At 63.1% G+C, this 17,028-nt stretch carries 17 protein-coding genes; 9 read left to right on the plus strand and 8 right to left on the minus strand.

Going from position 1 to position 17,028, the window contains the following annotated elements; all coding sequences use genetic code 11:
- Window positions 1-87: 87 nt before the first annotated feature.
- Both Q0030_RS10415 and Q0030_RS10420 read left to right on the plus strand, forming a co-directional pair.
- Window positions 88-1,290, plus strand: a complete 1,203-nt coding sequence (locus Q0030_RS10415; RefSeq protein WP_298366188.1) for an ABC transporter substrate-binding protein — start codon at window positions 88-90, stop codon at window positions 1,288-1,290.
- Window positions 1,291-1,304: 14 nt separating this feature from the next.
- On the plus strand, window positions 1,305-2,207 hold the full coding sequence (locus tag Q0030_RS10420) for an SDR family oxidoreductase (RefSeq protein WP_298366190.1): 903 nt from the start codon (window positions 1,305-1,307) through the stop codon (window positions 2,205-2,207).
- A gap of 50 nt (window positions 2,208-2,257) precedes the next feature.
- Here the strand turns inward: Q0030_RS10420 and Q0030_RS10425 are convergent, their stop codons facing one another.
- The gene (locus tag Q0030_RS10425; RefSeq protein ID WP_298366192.1) at window positions 2,258-2,782 is read right to left on the minus strand and encodes a MarR family transcriptional regulator; all 525 of its coding nucleotides are present in this window, start codon (window positions 2,780-2,782) and stop codon (window positions 2,258-2,260) included.
- Window positions 2,783-3,000: 218 nt separating this feature from the next.
- Here Q0030_RS10425 and Q0030_RS10430 point away from each other — a divergent pair, with 218 nt between their 5' ends.
- From Q0030_RS10430 to Q0030_RS10440, 3 genes are all read left to right on the plus strand, one after another.
- On the plus strand, window positions 3,001-3,882 hold the full coding sequence (locus Q0030_RS10430) for an SDR family oxidoreductase (RefSeq protein ID WP_298366194.1): 882 nt from the start codon (window positions 3,001-3,003) through the stop codon (window positions 3,880-3,882).
- 52 nt (window positions 3,883-3,934) lie between these two features.
- Complete coding sequence (locus Q0030_RS10435) at window positions 3,935-4,735, plus strand: enoyl-CoA hydratase-related protein (RefSeq protein ID WP_298366196.1); 801 nt, start codon at window positions 3,935-3,937, stop codon at window positions 4,733-4,735.
- A gap of 125 nt (window positions 4,736-4,860) precedes the next feature.
- Window positions 4,861-6,486 (plus strand): AMP-binding protein, encoded by a 1,626-nt coding sequence (locus tag Q0030_RS10440; RefSeq protein WP_298366198.1) that lies wholly within the window; start codon window positions 4,861-4,863, stop codon window positions 6,484-6,486.
- 1 nt (window position 6,487) lies between these two features.
- Here the strand turns inward: Q0030_RS10440 and Q0030_RS10445 are convergent, their stop codons facing one another.
- Window positions 6,488-7,291 carry an enoyl-CoA hydratase/isomerase family protein gene (locus Q0030_RS10445; protein WP_298366201.1) on the minus strand — a complete coding sequence of 268 codons (804 nt, stop codon included), beginning with the start codon at window positions 7,289-7,291 and terminating at the stop codon, window positions 6,488-6,490.
- A gap of 133 nt (window positions 7,292-7,424) precedes the next feature.
- Between Q0030_RS10445 and Q0030_RS10450 the strand changes: the two genes are divergently transcribed.
- Complete coding sequence (locus Q0030_RS10450; RefSeq protein ID WP_298366203.1) at window positions 7,425-8,300, plus strand: SDR family oxidoreductase; 876 nt, start codon at window positions 7,425-7,427, stop codon at window positions 8,298-8,300.
- Window positions 8,301-8,304: 4 nt separating this feature from the next.
- Here the strand turns inward: Q0030_RS10450 and Q0030_RS10455 are convergent, their stop codons facing one another.
- Window positions 8,305-9,318 (minus strand): NADP-dependent oxidoreductase, encoded by a 1,014-nt coding sequence (locus Q0030_RS10455; protein WP_298366205.1) that lies wholly within the window; start codon window positions 9,316-9,318, stop codon window positions 8,305-8,307.
- Window positions 9,319-9,444: 126 nt separating this feature from the next.
- Here Q0030_RS10455 and Q0030_RS10460 point away from each other — a divergent pair, with 126 nt between their 5' ends.
- From Q0030_RS10460 to Q0030_RS10470, 3 genes are read left to right on the plus strand one after another with little or no spacing between them, the layout of a single operon-like run.
- The gene (locus Q0030_RS10460; RefSeq protein ID WP_298366206.1) at window positions 9,445-9,897 is read left to right on the plus strand and encodes a MaoC family dehydratase; all 453 of its coding nucleotides are present in this window, start codon (window positions 9,445-9,447) and stop codon (window positions 9,895-9,897) included.
- A complete protein-coding gene (locus Q0030_RS10465) occupies window positions 9,894-10,775 on the plus strand; it encodes a CoA ester lyase (protein WP_298366208.1) in 882 nt (293 codons plus the stop codon). Before Q0030_RS10460 ends, Q0030_RS10465 begins: the two co-directional genes overlap by 4 nt.
- Window positions 10,768-11,952: an acyl-CoA dehydrogenase family protein gene (locus Q0030_RS10470; protein ID WP_298366211.1), complete on the plus strand. Its 1,185-nt coding sequence runs from the start codon at window positions 10,768-10,770 to the stop codon at window positions 11,950-11,952. Before Q0030_RS10465 ends, Q0030_RS10470 begins: the two co-directional genes overlap by 8 nt.
- 35 nt (window positions 11,953-11,987) lie before the next feature.
- Here the strand turns inward: Q0030_RS10470 and Q0030_RS10475 are convergent, their stop codons facing one another.
- From Q0030_RS10475 to Q0030_RS10495, 5 genes are all read right to left on the minus strand, one after another.
- Window positions 11,988-13,133 carry an acyl-CoA dehydrogenase family protein gene (locus Q0030_RS10475; RefSeq protein ID WP_298366213.1) on the minus strand — a complete coding sequence of 382 codons (1,146 nt, stop codon included), beginning with the start codon at window positions 13,131-13,133 and terminating at the stop codon, window positions 11,988-11,990.
- 23 nt (window positions 13,134-13,156) lie between these two features.
- Window positions 13,157-14,086 (minus strand): 3-keto-5-aminohexanoate cleavage protein, encoded by a 930-nt coding sequence (locus Q0030_RS10480; protein ID WP_298366215.1) that lies wholly within the window; start codon window positions 14,084-14,086, stop codon window positions 13,157-13,159.
- 43 nt (window positions 14,087-14,129) lie between these two features.
- Complete coding sequence (locus Q0030_RS10485) at window positions 14,130-14,921, minus strand: enoyl-CoA hydratase-related protein (RefSeq protein WP_298366217.1); 792 nt, start codon at window positions 14,919-14,921, stop codon at window positions 14,130-14,132.
- A gap of 16 nt (window positions 14,922-14,937) precedes the next feature.
- Window positions 14,938-15,696 carry an SDR family oxidoreductase gene (locus tag Q0030_RS10490; protein WP_298366219.1) on the minus strand — a complete coding sequence of 253 codons (759 nt, stop codon included), beginning with the start codon at window positions 15,694-15,696 and terminating at the stop codon, window positions 14,938-14,940.
- Between the two features lie 63 nt (window positions 15,697-15,759).
- Window positions 15,760-16,941, minus strand: coding sequence for an acyl-CoA dehydrogenase family protein (locus tag Q0030_RS10495; protein WP_298366220.1), 1,182 nt, complete (start codon window positions 16,939-16,941; stop codon window positions 15,760-15,762).
- Window positions 16,942-17,028 lie beyond the last annotated feature (87 nt).

A 17,028-nucleotide genomic window follows, 5' to 3' on the forward strand; every position in this document is an offset into this window, starting at 1 on the left:
TTAGTACATCGGTGTACTAATTATCACGCCGGCGAAAATCGGCGGACACGGAGTGACGTCGTGAGGTGGGATGCCGGGCGATCGCGTATGGAGGCCGTGTGGCTTTGCCTGTTTGCTGTCCTCGCTGCGCAGGCCATGGCCGCCGAGAAGAAATATGGTCCCGGCGTCAGCGACACCGAAATCAGGATCGGCAACACGTCGCCCTATAGCGGCCCGGCGTCGGCCTTCAGCATGGTCGCCAGGACCGAGGAGGCGTACTTCCGCAAGATCAATGCGGAAGGCGGTATCAACGGGCGGCGGATCGTCTTCCTCTCCTATGACGACGCCTATTCACCGCCGAAGACGGTCGAGCAGACGCGGCGTCTGGTCGAGAGCGACGAGGTGCTGATGGTCTTCAACGCGCTCGGCACCGCCGCCAACTCGGCCGTGCAAAAATATCTGAACGCGAGGAAGGTGCCGCAACTCTTCGTGTCAAGCGGCGCCGGCAAGTGGAACGACCCGCAGAACTTTCCGTGGACGATGGGATTCACCCCGAGCTACGAGACCGAGGGATTCATCTACGCACGATACGTGCTTCGGGAACGGCCTGCGGCGAGGATCGCGATCCTGTTCCAGAATGATGATTTCGGTAAGGATTATCTCAAGGGGATCAGGCGCGGCCTCGGGGACAAGGCGGCGATGATCGTCGCTGAGGAAGGCTTTGACGTGTCGGAGCCGACGATCGACTCCCACCTCGTCAAGCTGAAAGCGACCGGCGCCGATGTGCTGTTCGACATCGCGACGCCGAAGTTTGCGGCGCAGGCGATCAAGAAGGTCTCGGAACTCGGCTGGAAGCCGTTGCATCTTCTCAGCTATGTCTCGGCCTCGATTGGCAGTGTGATCAAGCCTGTGGGGTTCGAGAACGCGCAAGGACTGATCTCGGCGGCCTATTTCAAGGATCCGAACGATCCGGCCTGGAAGGACGATGCCGGCCTCAAGGCGCTCAACGGCTTCCTTGACGGCCATTTCCCTGGTGTCGATCGCGGCGATACGTTGATCGTGAACGGCTACAACACGGCGCAGGCCCTGGTCTACCTCTTGAAGCAATGCGGCGATGATCTCACGCGTGAGAACGTGATGCGGCAGGCATCCCATCTGAAGGACGTCGAACTCGACATGCTGCTTCCCGGCATTCGATTGAATACGTCGCCGCGCGACTTTGCACCCGTCAAGCAGTGGCAGTTGATGCGCTTCGAGGGCACGACCTGGCACCTGTTCGGCGATCTCATGAGCGGTGAGGCGAAGAATTAGAGAGGGAGACGACAATGGGACAACTATGTGCCGGACGGGTTGCTATCGTGACGGGAGGCGGCCGCGGGCTCGGGCGCGAATACGCGCTGATGCTCGCAGAGCAGGGCGCCAAGGTCGTCGTCAACGATCTCGGCAGCACGGCGGCAGGCGAGGGCGCCGATCTGTCGCCCGCCCAGCGGGTCGTCGATGACATCAGGCGCGCCGGGGGCGAGGCCATCGTGAACGGCAACGACGTCAGCGACTGGGCCGGCGCCAAGGCGCTGATCGACGACGCCATCAACAGCTTCGGTCGTCTCGATGTCCTCATCAAGAATGCCGGCATCCTGCGCGACCGCATGATGGTCAACATGACCGAGGCGGAGTGGGACGCCGTGATCAAGGTGCATCTCAAGGGTACCTTTGCGCCGTCGCATCACGCTGCGCAGTATTGGCGCCAGGAATCCAAGACGCGCGGCAAGCCCGTGAGTGCCCGCCTGATCAACACGTCGTCAGCCTCCGGAATCTTCGGCAATGTCGGCCAGAGCAACTACGGAGCCGCCAAGGCGGGCATCGCCGCGTTCACGATCATCAGCGCCAAGGAGCTTCGGCAGTACGGGATCACGGTGAACGCAATCGCGCCGCGTGCGCAAACCCGGATGACCGAGGGCTTGCGTGAGCGCACCGAAGACGAGATCAAACGGAGAAATCCGCGCTGGGTCGCCCCGATCGTGGTCTGGCTCGCGAGCGAAGAGTCCGCCGACGTGACGGGCCGCGTGTTCGAAGCGGGTGATGGAATTTTGAAGGTGGCCGAGGGCTGGCATGCCGGTCCCGGCATCGATCCCATCGAGGATCCGAACGAATTAGGTCCTCAGGTCCTCGAGATGGTGCGCAACGCGCGGCCCAACGCCGACATCTGGGGACGCGACATCGTCTCGTGACTATCCGCGAAACTTCTCGCGGAGTGCCAATCGGGGCGAGCGGTTTGGCGTCAAGCCGCCGCCCGCTTCTTTTTCCGGGTCTTGGCTGGTTGGGCCTCGTCCTCCTCGTCCTCGGCGCCGCTGGGGACCGCGCCGTCGGACATGGCGAGGAGATTGTGCTTCATGGCGAGCAGCGCTTCGGATGCTGCCTCGAGCTGCTTGCGGTCGATGCCGTTGACGATTCTGGCGTTGAACTTGTCGGTTTCCTTGCGCAGTTTCTCCAGGAAGCCACGCGCCTGTTTGGTGACAAAGACGCGCTTGACCCGCCGATCGACCGGATCGGCCTGACGCAGCACGAAACCGGATGTCTCGAGCCGGTCGATCAGGGCGCCGACCGCGACCTTGCCGACGTCGAGCTCGTTGGCGAGCTGCGTCTGCGGCAGGCCGTCCTTGCGCGAGATGAACGCCAGCACCCACCATTGCGAGCGCGTTATCCCGAGCGGCGCCAGCGCCCGATCGAACATCATCCTCCTGAGCCGCGACACGTCGTGGATGAGATATCCGAGCCGGAGATCCCAATCGGGCTGTTCAACCATTGATGCTTCCCTTCGAGGCCCTGAATCGGGCCCCCGGTTCATTAATACCATACACCAGCGTATTTTAAAGGGAAGGCGCGGGATGGCTGAAAATTGGCCGAAATCCGCTTCACCGAACCGATTTACAAAATAAGTACGCTAGTGTATCAATATGTCGAGCGCGGCCGGCTCTGCTTGGCCCGTGCAGCAAGACGTCAGCCACAGGGGAGGAGCCGCTCATGTTCGATGCTGCGGTACTCAAGGGAAAGCGTATCCTGATTACCGGCGGAGGGACCGGGCTCGGCAAGGAGATGGCGGTCGGTTTCGCCGCCCATGGCGCTCATGTCTATGTCTGCGGACGGCGCAAGGAGGTGCTCGAGCAGGCTGCGCAGGACATCCGCGCGCGATCCGGCGGGCAAGCATCCGCATTGCTCGCCAATGTGCGTGACGCCGACAGCATCGAAGCGATGATGGAGACCATCTGGGCCGACGGACCGCTCACCGGTCTCGTCAACAATGCCGGCGCGAACTTCCTGGCCCCGACCGAAACCCTGTCGCCGCGCGGGTATGAGGCCGTCCGTTCCACGGTGATGGATGGCTCGTTCTATGCCTCGCTCGCGTGCGGCAAGCGATGGATCGCAGCCAACCTGCCGGGGGTCATCATCAGCAATCTCGTGACCTGGGTATGGACCGGATCGGCCTATGTGGTGCCGGCAGCGATGGCGAAGGCGGCCGTGCACGCCATGACCATGTCGCTCGCGGTGGAGTGGGGGCCGAAGAACATCCGCGTCAATGCCATCGCGCCCGGGCCGTTCCCGACCGAAGGCGCCTGGGACAAGCTCAATCCGCTGGCGGAGACCGGCGTCGGCGCGACGCAGGCCAACGAGGTGCCGTTGCGGCGCTTCGGCAAGATGGATGAGCTGCGCAATCTCCTGATCTTTCTGATGTCGGACGGCTGCAGCTACATCACCGGCGACACGATCAGCATCGATGGTGGCCATCATCTGGCGGCGCCGAGCACGTTTGCCGGGCTCTCAAAATTGTCGCCGGCCGACTGGAAGCGTGCGCGCGAGGCGATTCAGGCGTCGGTGCAGAAAGAGAAGCAGGCGCGGTCGATCTGAGCCTTGGCAAGCGAAAGCGCCACGGGAGGCTCGTCGTGAGAGGGAGATGAGGATGGGACTGGCGGTATCGACAAAAAGTTTCGAATGCTCCGTCAATGACGGTCTCGCACACATCGTCCTGGATCAGCCCGCCCGCGGTAATCCGATCGACGGTGATTTTTGTCGCGAGTTCGCTCTCGCCATCGCCGAGCTGAGCGAGCGCGCGGACGTCCGCGCGGTGCTGCTCTCGGCGCGCGGGCGGCTGTTCAGCGTCGGCGGCGACCTGATGTCGCTGGTCAAGCAGGGCGACGCGTTACCGGGGACGATCAAGGCCTGGACCGCCGATATTCATATCGCGATCGCGCGGATGGTCCGGATGCGCGCGCCGGTCATTGCCGCGGTTCACGGCAATGTCGCCGGTGGCAGCGTGTCGCTCATGGCGGCCGCGGACATCATCGTGATGGCGGAATCGGCGAAGATCTCGGCGGCATTCTCCAAGATCGGCTTCAGTCCGGACAGCGGGTCGACGACCACGGTCACCCGACGCATCGGTGTTGCGCGCGCGAGGCGCTTCTTCCTGCTCGGTGAGACGCTTGACGCCGCAACCGCGCTGTCGCTCGGTCTGGTTGACTTCGTCGTTCCCGATGGTGCGGTGCAGTCCGAGGCCGTCCGGATCGCGACGCAACTCGCGGCCGGTCCGACCGAGGCGTTCGGCGCGATCAAGCGGCTGTTTTCCCAAACCAATGACCGATCGTTCGAGAGTCAGCTCGAGGAGGAGGCGCAGACGCTTGCCGCGATTTCGCGAACGGCAGATGCGCAGGAAGGCGTCAGGGCTTTTGTCGAGAAGCGGAAGCCGGTGTTCTCGGGAAAATAAGCCCGCCCTTGAGGCGACAATCTTGCCCATTGGCGATAGATCGTACTTTATAATAAAGTACACCTATAAACCAAATAATCCGGCCGTCGAAGCCGGGACGACACACGACACCGCAGGAGGGAATAATGACCGTGGCTGCCGCTGTACGAGAGATGTCCCACGCGAATTTTCGCGAAGCCGGCTACTGGCTCGACAAGACCGTCGACCAGCTGCTGACGGAGGCAGTCGCAGGCACCCCTGACAAGGTTGCCGTCATCGCCGACCGCGCGGATCGCGACCATGCGCCGCGTTTCACCTACGGGGAATTGAAAGATCTTGCCGATCGCGCCGCGAGCTCGCTGCTGCGGCTTGGCGTCGGGCGAGGCGACGTCGTCACGGTGCAATTGCCGAATTGGTGGGAGTTCGTGGTCACGGCCTTTGCTTGCAGCAAGATCGGCGCGGTGATGAATCCGGTGATGCCGATCCTGCGCGAGCGCGAGCTCTTGTACATCCTGAATTTCTGCGAGGCGAAGGTCTTCATCGTGCCGAAGAGCTATCGCGGGTTCGACTACGCCGCGATGGCGCAGAGCATGCGTGCTGAGCTGCCGCATCTCAAGCACGTGATCGTCGCCGACGACGACGGCGAGAGCGGCTTCAAAGAAATGTTGTTGTCGACGGACGCCGGTAAGCTCCCTCGCGGCCTACATCCGGATGACATGGCCGTGTTGATGTTCACGTCGGGCACGACCGGCGAACCGAAGGGCGTCATGCACACCTCGAACTCGTTGATCGCCTGCTGCAAGGCGCTTTCGAGCCGGTTCGGATTGGACTCCAGCGACGTGTTGCTGGTCGCTTCTCCAGTCGGTCACATGACGGGCTATGCCGCGGTCGTCCTGCTGTCGGTCTATCTCGGCGGCACGATGATTCTTCAGGATGTTTGGGAACCCAAGCGTGGCGTCAACCTGATGGCACGCGAAGGCGTAACGTACACTGCGGCCTCGACACCGTTCCTCAGCGACATCTGCGATACCGTGAAGGACGGTGCGCCGCATCCCAGAAGCCTCCGCTCCTTCCTGTGCGGCGGCGCTCCGATCCCGTCGATCCTGATCGAGCGTGCGGCCGAGGAACTCGATCTGACCGTCTGCTCGCTCTGGGGCATGACCGAGGTACTCTCGGGCACGCTGACCGAGCCATCACGTGCAGCCGAGAAGTCAGCAAGCACGGATGGCCGCGCGCAGGAGGGAATGGAGGTTAGGGTCGTCGATGCCGAAGGCAGGGCGATGCCGGCGGGAGAGTCGGGCCGGCTGTTGGTACGCGGCGCGCAGATGTTCAAGGGCTACTACAAGCGGCCGGAGCTACAGACCTTCGATGGCGAAGGCTGGTTCGATTCCGGCGATCTCGCTTATATGGATGTGGACGGTTACATCCGCATCTCCGGTCGGGTGAAGGACATCCTGATCCGGGGCGGCGAGAATGTGCCGGTCGTCGAGATTGAGAACCTGCTCTACAAGCACCCGGCCATCTCCGGCGTCGCAGTGGTCGGGTTTCCGGATGCGCGGCTTGGCGAACGAGGCTGCGCATTCATCGTGCCGCGCGGCGACAGCACGATCGACCTGGCAGCGGTGCAGGCTTATCTGGGCGAGGCGAAGATGGCGAAGCAGTTCTGGCCGGAACGCGTCGAGCTCGTTGCCGAGCTGCCGCGCACGGCAAGCGGCAAGATCCAGAAATTCAAGCTGCGCGAGATCGCCGCCGCGTTTGCCGACGCGAAATAGCTCACTGATCGCCGTAGGTCGGATCCCGTCGCTCGCGAAACGCGGCGACGGCTTCCGCGTGGTCGTGGGTTTCCAGCAGGATGACCTGCTGACGGTCCTCCATCATCAGAGCTGCATCGAGGCTCGGTGCATCGATCAACGCGTTGAGCGCCTGCTTGGTCATGCGAAGTCCCATGGGAGAGACCCGCAGCATGTCCTCGGCGAATGCGAGCCCCCTGGCGAGCAATTGATCAACCGGCACGATGTCGCTGACCAGCCCGATCGACTTCGCGCGCTCGGCCTTGATGAACCGCCCGGTGAGCAGGAACTCCGAGGCAACCGACAGGCCGACCAGGCGCGGCAGCAGATAGCCGGAGCCCATGTCGCAACCGCCGACGCCGATCTTGATATAGGCGGCGTTCATTCGTGCATCCGGCGCGGCAAAACGGACGTCGCAGGCGAGCAGGAACGAAAAGCCGGCGCCACAGGCCGCACCGTGCGCGAGCCCGATGATCGGCTGCGGGCAGGACCGCATCAGGCGGATCACGCCGGAATAGTTCTGCTGCATCTTGAGCTGGCGCTGCGGCCGGCCCTTGCCGGGTGCGGCGAATGCGTCCGATCCGAGCTCGGCGCCGGCGGAGAACTGCGGTCCGCTGCCGCGCAGGATCACGACGCGCGTTGCCGGCCGATTGTGCAGCCCGGAAAAGTAGGCGGTCAGGTCGGCGATCATGTCGGGCGAGACTGCGTTCAGCTCGGCCGGGCGGTTCAAGGTCAGGATATCGATCGCGCCATTGGTGTCGATCGTGATGGTGGTCGGCTGCGTCACGTCTGTCGCTCCATCTCTTAACGTCCTTGATGGCATATAGTAATATAGTGTACGATCATGGCGCGCAATGCTCGGTGCGGCCTTCGGGAGGAGGCCGCCGCGGCTTGCGCCAAGACCTTCAGGGAGCCGAAGCATGCCATATCAATCCGTGTTCAGGCCGGACCTGTTCAAGGGCCAAACCATCATCGTCACCGGCGGTGGCAGCGGAATCGGGCGCTGCACCGCCCACGAGCTTGCAGCGCTGGGGGCCAATGTGGCGATCCTTGGACGGACGATGGAGAAGCTCGTCGACGTGCAGCGCGAGATCGAGGAGGACGGCGGGCAGGCGATGAGCCATGCTTGCGACATCCGCGACGAGACCATGGTGGTCGGCGCGGTCGATGCGGTGCTCGCGCGCTATGGCCGGATCGACGGGCTGGTCAACAATGCTGGCGGCCAGTTTCGCGCACCGCTGAAGTCGATCTCGACCAAGGGGTTCGAGGCCGTCGTACGCAACAATCTGACCGGCGGCTTCATCTTCATGCGTGAGGTCTATAACCGCTGGATGGAGGCCAATGGCGGCGCGATCGTCAACATCATTGCGGATATCTGGCACGGCTGGCCGGAATTCGGCCATTCCGCTGCGGCTCGCGGCGGCATGCTGACGCTGACCGAGACGGCGGCCTGCGAATGGTCGGCCTCCGGCGTGCGGGTGAATGCGGTGGCGCCCGGCGGGATCGTGTCGAGCGGCTTCGATAGCTATACGCCGGAGATGCAGAAGAAGCTCCACGATTTCACCGAACGCGTACCGCTGCAACGCTTCGGAACGGAAGCGGAGATATCGGCTGCCATCGCCTACCTGCTGTCACCAGCGGCGGCTTATGTCACAGGCTCCTGCCTCCGCGTCGACGGCGGCACGCCCAACGCGCGTACCACCTGGAAGCTCGAGCCGCACAGCCGCAGCGTGCCATTCGAGGGGTTCCACCGCGTGAAGCTGCCCGAAGTGATGAAGCGCAATGCCAGCGCGTAGCTGGCTAGTCGACTGCGATGATCAGCTTGCCGTGATTCTCGCCGCGGTAAAGCTTTGCGATCGCGCCCGGCGCCTGCTCCAGTCCGGGCAGCACCTCCTCGTCATGAACTACCTTGCCGGCCAGTGCGAGTTCGGCGAGGCGCGTCGCCGCCGTTTCGAACTCGGCGAGATGATCGAAGATGATGAAGCCGGACCATCGCAGGCGACGCGTGAGAATTTCGCGCTCCGGGCGCGGGCCGCTGGGCACGGGGGTCCAGGACGCATTCGCGGCCGTACCGCACTGGATCACCCGTCCGCGCAGCCGCATGGTGCGGATGGCGGCATCGGCAATGGGGCCGCCGGTGTTGTCGAAGAAGATGTCGTTGCCGTCAGGGCAGGCCGCGCGGATCGCTGCGCCGAGGTCTGGCGTCTCGCGATAGTTGATCATGTCTGCGTAGCCATAGCGCGCCTTCGCGTGCGCGGCCTTGTCAGCTGAACTGGTCAATCCGACCGCGCGGCACCCTGCGATCCGTGCAAGCTGGCCGACAAAGCTCCCGACGCTGCCCGCTGCCGTCGACACCAGCACATGCTCGCCGGGCTTGGGGTCGCCGAGGCCGTGGAAGGCGAGGTAGGCGGTGATGCCGTTCATGCCGAGCACGCTGAGATTGGCACTGAGCGGCAGGCTGGATGGGGCGACGCGGCGCAGGATTGCCTCCGGCGTCGTCACGCAATAGCGTTGCCAGCCGAACCATCCGTAGACGTGCTCGCCGGCACGATAATCAGAAGCATTGCTTTCCAGGATCTCGCCGACGGCGAGCGCGCGCATCGGCGTGTCGAGCGGCACCGGTGCGCTGTAGTTCCCCTCATCGTTCGCCCATCCTCGCTGCGCCGGATCAACGGAGAGAAAGCGGTTCTGGATCAGAATCTCGCCATCTCCGGGAATAGCCACCGGCTCCGTCAGAAGCGAGAAATGTTCCGGCTGCGGGATGCCGCGAGGCCGGGCGGTCAGCCGGACCTGTCGATTTTCGCGAACGGACATGGCGATCCTCATAATTAGTACGCTTGTGTACGATATGACTATACGGTAGAAAACCGGCGGGAGACAAGGAAATCCGGACGGTATCTCCGTCCACAACCCCTGCAACGAATCGCAAGAGGCAAAGACATGGCGGGGCTCTATTTCGAGCAGTTTTCAGTCGGACAAACCTTCAAGCATGAGATCAGGCGCACGGTGACCGACATGGACAACATCCTGTTCTCGTCGCTCACCTACAACCCTGCGGCGGTGCACATCGACCATGAGTATGCGAAGGGCACCGAGTTCGGTAAGCCCCTGATGAATTCGATCTTCACCTTGGGTCTCATCATCGGACTGTCGGTGCAGGACACGACGCTCGGGACCACCGTCGGCAATCTCGGCATGGAAGACACGCGGTTTCCGAAGCCGGTGTTTGCCGGCGACACGCTGCGTGCCGAGACCAAGGTCGTCGCCGTCCGCGAGAGCAAATCGCGACCGACGCAGGGCATCGTGACCTTCGAGCATCGCGGCTTCAATCAGCGCGATGAGGAAGTAATGTACTGTCGCCGGAACGGACTGATGATGCGGAGGCCGGCATGAAACTACGCTCGCTCCTCTTTGTGCCGGCGGACAGCGAACGCAAGTTCGCCAAGGCCAACGGCATCGGTTCCGATGCACTGATCCTCGATCTCGAGGATTCCGTGGCGCCGGGCCGAAAGGCCTTTGCTCGCGGTGCCGTCAAGGAATTGCTGGCTGGAGGGTCGAGGGACTGGTCGTTCCTGGTACGGATCAATCCATTCGGCACCGGGCTGACGCTGGAGGATCTGGCAGCCGTGGTTCGTCCCGGCCTCGATGGCCTCCTGCTCCCCAAGGTCAACGGCATCGAGGATGTCGATCTGATCTCGCACTATGTCGATGTGCTCGAGGTTGCAAACGGGGTTTCGCCAGGTCATGTCAAGCTGCTGACGGTCGCTACCGAAACGCCGGCCGCTATGATCGGCATGAGCGGCTATGCGCGCAAGAACAAGCGTCTTGTGGCCTTGACCTGGGGCGGCGAAGACCTGAGCGCGGCGCTCGGCGCGCTGACTCCGCGGGAAGCCGATGGAAGCTGGACGTTCCCCTACCAGGTTGCGCGCGCCCAGTGCCTGTTTGCGGCGGGTGCCGCCGATGCGGCCGCGCTCGAAACCCTGTATGTCGACTTCAGGGATCAGCAGGGGCTTGCCGAAAGCTGCAGAATCGCCCGCCGCGACGGCTTTGTGGGCCGCATCGCAATCCATCCGGATCAGGTCGCAACCATCAACAGCTGCTTCACGCCGTCGGAGGCCGACCTGGCACATGCGCGGCGGGTCGTCGCTGCATTCGCGGCCGCGCCCGATGTCGGCACCGTCGGAATCGACGGCAAGATGTACGACATCCCGCATCTGGTCGCCGCCAAACGAACCTTGGCGTCGGTCGGGGAGGGTACCTCGCGTGGATAGATCCTTTGCCAACCAACTCGATGTGCCGGAGGATCATGCCGCCATCCGGGAAGGCGTGCGCGCCGTGGTCTCGCGCTTCGACGACGAATACTGGTTGGCGCGCGACGAGGATGGAGAGTTTCCCCGTGCCTTCCACCGCGCCATGGCTGATGCCGGCTGGCTCGGCATCACCATGCCGGAGGCATATGGCGGTTCTGGCCTTGGCGTGACTGAAGCTGCCATCATGATGCACGAGGTCGCGAGCCATGGTGGCGGCATGACATCGGCGTCGGCCGTGCATATCAATCTGTTCGGGCCCCATCCGATCGTGGTGAAGGGCACTGACGACCAGAAGCGGCGCTGGGTGCCGCGGCTGGTGTCCGGCGAGGATCAATGCTGCTTCGGCTTCACCGAGCCAGACGCAGGGCTCAACACCACGCGCATCAAGACTTTTGCGGAGAAGGTGCCGGGCGGCTATCTCGTCCATGGTCAGAAGGTTTGGACGTCGACAGCGCAGGTCGCCAACAAGATCATGCTGCTGACGCGGACCACCAGGTTCGAGGACTGCAAGCGGCCGACCGACGGCATCACGATCTTCTACACGGACCTCGATCGCTCGAAGATCGAAGTGCGCCGGATTCCGAAGATGGGCCGCAAGGCGGTGGATTCCAACGCCATCTTCATCGACGGCCTGTTCATTCCCGAAGCCGACCGGATCGGCGAGGAGGGCAAGGGCTTTTCCTATATCCTGCACAGCCTCAATCCGGAGCGCATCCTGATCGCCGTGGAAGCGATCGGGATCGGACAGGATGCGCTACGGCGCGCGACGCGTTACGCGCGGGAGCGCGTGGTGTTCGACCGGCCGATCGGGCAGAATCAGGCAATCCAGCATCCGCTCGCGGAAAACTGGATGTATCTGGAATCAGCCTGGCTGATGGCGATGCGGGCGGCCTGGCTTTATGACTCCGGCAAGCCGTGCGGGGCCGAAGCCAATAGCGCCAAGCTGCTCGGCGCCCGCGCGGGCCACGATGCGGCGTGGCAGGCGATCATGACCCATGGCGGCTTCGGCTACGCCAAGGAGTATCACGTCGAACGACTGTTCCGCGAGGTGTCGATCACGCGCCTGGCGCCGATCACCGAACAGCTGATCCTCAGCTTCATCGCTGAGAAGGTGCTGGATCTGCCGAAGAGCTATTGACGTTCAGCAAGGCGAGGGGCGCGCAGCGGTCGACGTCAAAGATTGCGCGAGATCAGCTCCCGCATGATCTCGGACGTGCCGCCATAGATGCGCAGCACGCGCGCGTCGGCAAACAGCCGGCAGATCTCATACTCGCGCATGAAGCCATAGCCACCGAAGAACTGGAGGCACTGATCGACGAGACGTCCGTGCATCTCCGTGGTCCACAGCTTTGCGGTCGACGCGGCATAGGTGGTGAGCTCGCCGCGGATATGCTGTGCCAGGCACTGGTCGACATAGGCCCAGCCGACCTGGAGGTCGGATTTCAGATCGGCAAGCTTGAAGCGGGTGTTCTGGAACGCACCGACCGTCTGTCCGAATGCCTTGCGTTCGAGCACGTAGGCCTTGGTGATGTCGAAGGCCTTTTGCGCCGATGCAATGGAGTGAAGTGCGATGGTCAGCCGTTCCTGCGGTAGCTCGCTCATCAATGCTCCCATCGCTCCGCCTTCGGAGCCGAGCAAGTTGCTGATGGGAACGCGGACCTGATCGAAGAACAGCTCCGACGTATCGGACGAGAGATGACCGAGCTTGTCGAGGTTGCGGCCGTGCCGAAAGCCGGGACGATCGGTCTCAACCAGGATCAGGCTCATGCCGCGCGATCCGCCATCCGGATTGGTGCGCGTCACGGTGATGACGAGGTCGCACATCTGGCCATTCGAGATGAACGTCTTCTGGCCGGAGATGACATACTCGTCGCCTTCGCGAAGGGCGCGGGTGCGGATGCCCTGCAGATCGCTGCCGGTTCCGGGCTCGGTCATCGCGATAGCGCAGACGGCTTCGCCGGAAATCATACGCGGCAACCACTTCTGCTTTTGCTCCTCGGTGCCGTAGCTCAGAAGATAGCCGCAGCAGACGTCGTTATGGACGGAGAAATCGGTCGCGGGACCGGCGAAACCGGAATAGGCGAGCTCCTCGATGACGACGGCATTGTGCCGGAAATCGCCACCGATGCCGCCATATTGCTCGGGCACCTGCGGGCAGAGCAGGCCGGCCTCGCCGGCTGCGGGCCACAGCGCACGGTCGACGATCCCGGCCTTTTCCCATTCCTGGAAGCGCGGTTCGATTCTGGCCGCAGCGAAGCGGCGGACGCTGTCGCGCAGCAGGGCGTGTTCTTCGTCGTAGACCGGGCGATTTGGCAGCATGTGCGTCGAACCGTCTGCTGGAATTAGAAGGCGACCTTGTCGCCGCCCTTGAGCCGAAGGATGTCGCGCGCCTCGTCGGGGCTCGCGATCTCGAGGCCGAGGCCTTCGATGATCTTGCGGACCTGGGTCACCTGCGTCGCATTGGTCTCGGCGAGCCGGCCGGCGCCGATCCACAGGCTGTCCTCGAGGCCGACGCGCACGTTGCCGCCCATCGCCGCCGCCATTGCTGCAACCTGCATCTGGGCGCGGCCGGCGCCGAGCACCGACCAGCGATAATTGTCGCCGAACAGGCGATCGGCGGTCCGTTTCATGTGCATGACATCGTCCGCATGCGAGCCAATGCCACCGAGCAGGCCGAAGCAGGTCTGGATGAACAGTGGCGCCTTCACCAGTCCCTCGGTCCAGAAGTAATGCAGATTATAGAGATGGCTGGTGTCGTAGCACTCGAACTCGTAGCGCGCGCCGGTGCCGTTGAGCGTTTCCAGCGCGTAGCGGATGTCCTTGAAGGAGTTCCGGAAGACGAGATCATGAGAGCCTTCCAGCATCTGCGGCTCCCAGTCGTATTTGAACGACTTGTACCGCTTCAGCATCGGGAACAGGCCGAAGTTCATCGATCCCATGTTGAGGCTTGCGATCTCCGGCTTCCAGGTCGCCGCCGGACGGACACGCTCCTCGACCGTCATGTAGGGCGAGCCCCCGGTCGTCAGATTGACCACGACGTTGGAGCTCTGCTTGATCACGCGCAGGAAAGGTTCAAAGGCTTCCGGCGATTGATCCGGCCGACCATCGACGGGATTTCGCGCGTGCAGGTGCACGATCGCGGCCCCGGCCGCGGCGGCGCCGAGCGCGGAATCGGCGATCTCGGCTGCCGTCACCGGCAGATGCGGCGACATCGAGGGCGTATGAATCGACCCCGTGACCGCGCAGGAGATGATGACCTTGTGCGGCGCCATGGCGTGATCCCTCAGCTTGTGATCGCGATCGGCCCGGTGGCCATCATGTGAACTTGTGGAAGTCGGGGTCGCGTTTCTCGTTGAACGCTGCGACGCCTTCCTTCGACTCCGCAGTGTCGTAGAACATCTTGACGGCATGAAGCGCGAAATTGCTGATGCCGCGGATGTTGTCGGAATCGGCGTTGAATGAGCGCTTGGCGAGCGCGATCGCGGTCGGCGAACGCTGGCCGAGCTTGTCGGTCCAGTCCTTCACGGCGGCGTCGAGCTGAGCGGCGGGGACGACCTTGTTCACCAGTCCCATCTCGCGTGCCTGCTCGGCGGTGTAGCGCTCATTGAGGAACCAGATCTCCCGCGCCTTCTTGTCGCCGACATGGCGCGCAAGGAAGGCGGTGCCCCATCCGGCATCGACCGAGCCGACCTTGGGGCCGACCTGACCGAACTGCGCCGTGTCGGCCGCGATCGTCAGGTCGCAGAGCGTCGCCAGAACATTGCCGCCGCCGATCGCGAAGCCGTTGACGCGCGCGATCACCGGCTTCGGCACATCGCGGATCAGTCCCTGGATCTCGTCGATGGGCAGACCGACCACGCCTCGACCGTCGTACTGGCCTTCATGCGCGGATTGATCGCCGCCGGTGCAGAACGCCTTCTCGCCGGCGCCAGTCAGGACGATGCTCGCGACGTTCCGGTCGTTGGCGGCGAGGTGGAATGCCTTGATCAGTTCCTCGAGTGTCTGGCCGCGGAAGGCATTGTAGACCTTCGGCCGGTTGATGATGATCCAGGCGGCACGGTCGCGGACTTCATAGATGACGTCGGTGAATTGCTTGGGGTCGGTCATGGCGTTTCCCTATCGCTTAGATCATGTTCATTCCGCCCGAGACGGAAATGGTTTGCCCGGTGATGAATTTGCCGTCGTCGGACGCAAGCATCGCGACGATCCCGCCGTAATCGTCCGGTTCGCCCATCCGCTTCAACGGGATGCCCCGAACCATGGCGTCCTTCCATTTTACCGCGTGCTCGCCTTCGCCGAGCACTGCGGCCATCATTGGCGTGTTGGTCGGGCCGGGGCAGACGGCGTTGCACAGGATGTTCTTGCGCGCGAGCTCGCGAGCCAACGACTTGGTGAAAGAGATCAGCCCGCCCTTGCAGGCGGAGTAGACAGCCTCATCGCTGGTGCCGACGCGGGCGGCATCGGAGGCGATATTGATGATGCGGCCGCCGCCGCGCTCGGCCATCAGCGGCGCGATCGCCTTGTGGGTGTTGAGGGGACCGTAGAGGTTGATGCGAATGATCTTGTCCCACAACTCCTTGTCGGTCTTCAGGAACGGCATCGGCCGATCCCAGCCGGCGTTGTTGACCAGGACCCAGATCGGGCCGAGCTCAGCCTCGACCCTGGCGACGGCGGCCTCGACCGAAGCCGAGTCGCCGACGTCGACCGCATAGGTCTTGATGACGGCCTGCGGCGCGAGTTTGGCCGTCTCTTCACCGCCTTGCGGATTGATGTCGAAGATCGCGATCTTGCAGCCTTCTTCGGCGAGCCGCAGCGTCAATCCTCGTCCGATGCCCTGTCCGCCGCCGGTCACGACGGCAACCTTTCCCGATAGGCCCTTCACGCTGTTCTCCCTTGTAGTCTGTCGTTCCTGCTTGCGAGTTTCGATGTCTCGAAGGAGGGAGGGCTATGAGGCCGACCCGTTCTTCTGGATATCGAAGCCGCGCTGCGAATACATCTGCCGGGCGATGATCGTCTTCATGATCTCGATCGAGCCGCCGGCGATCTTGACGATCCGCGCATCCGCATAGGCCCGCGCGATCGGATATTCCCACATGTAGCCCCAGCCGCCGAACAATTGCAGGCACTCATCGACTGTTTCGCAGTGCAGCTCGGAGGTGAACATCTTGGCCATCGCCGCATCAACGGGATCGAGCTTGCCCTCCATGAACAGCGAAATGCACTTGTCCGTGAAGACGCGAGCGACGGTTGCTTTGGTCTTCAGCTCCGCCAGCTTGAACTGGGTGTTCTGGAAGTCGGCCAGCTTCTGGCCGAACGCGCTGCGCTCGGAGGTATATTGCAGCGTCCAGTCGATGACCGTCTCGGTGACGGTCGCCGAGCGGATCGCTTGCGCCAGCCGCTCCTGCGAGAGCTTGGTCATCATCTGGGCAAAGCCTTTGCCCTCCTTGCCGAGCAGATTGCCGGCGGGAATCCGGACATTGTCGAAGAAAAGCTCCGAGGTGTCCTGCGCCTTCATGCCGAGCTTTTCCAGGTTCCGGCCGCGCTTGAAGCCGGAGCGGTCGCTCTCGACGATGAACAGGCTGACCCCCTTGGCGCCGGCATGGCTGTCGGTCTTGGTCGCGAGCACGACGAAGTCGCAGAGTTGGCCGTTGGAGATGAACACCTTCTGGCCGTTGATGACGAAATCGTCACCATCGCGAGTTGCGCGCGTCCGGATCGCCTTCAGGTCGCTTCCGGCGTGCGGCTCGGTCATGCCGAGCGAGCCGATGGCTTCGCCCGAGACCATTTTGGGCAGCCATTTCCGCTTCTGCGCCTCGGTGCCGAAGGAGAGGATATAGGTCGCGACCAGGTCGGTATGGATCAGAAAGCCCGGTCCGCTGGCGCCGGACCGCCAGAGTTCTTCGAACACGACGACATCGAACAGATAATCGAGCCCCATGCCGCCATATTCTTCCGGAACCGTGCAGCAGAGCAGCCCGGCGGCGCCGGCCTTCAGCCACAGATCCCGTGGAACGATGCCATCCTCTTCCCACTTGGCATGGAACGGCACGATCTCACGGTCGACGAAGCGTCGGACCGTTTCCCGGAAAATTTCATGTTCCTCGCGAAAGATCGTGCGCTGGATCATTGTCAAAAGGCGCCCTGTCTGATTTAGTTTGCTAGTGTACAGTATTCTGGATAGGTATACAACGTGAAACGAGATCGGCGCAAGCGC

Origin of the sequence: uncultured Bradyrhizobium sp. (assembly GCF_947648125.1) — a bacterium.
GTDB lineage: Bacteria > Pseudomonadota > Alphaproteobacteria > Rhizobiales > Xanthobacteraceae > Bradyrhizobium.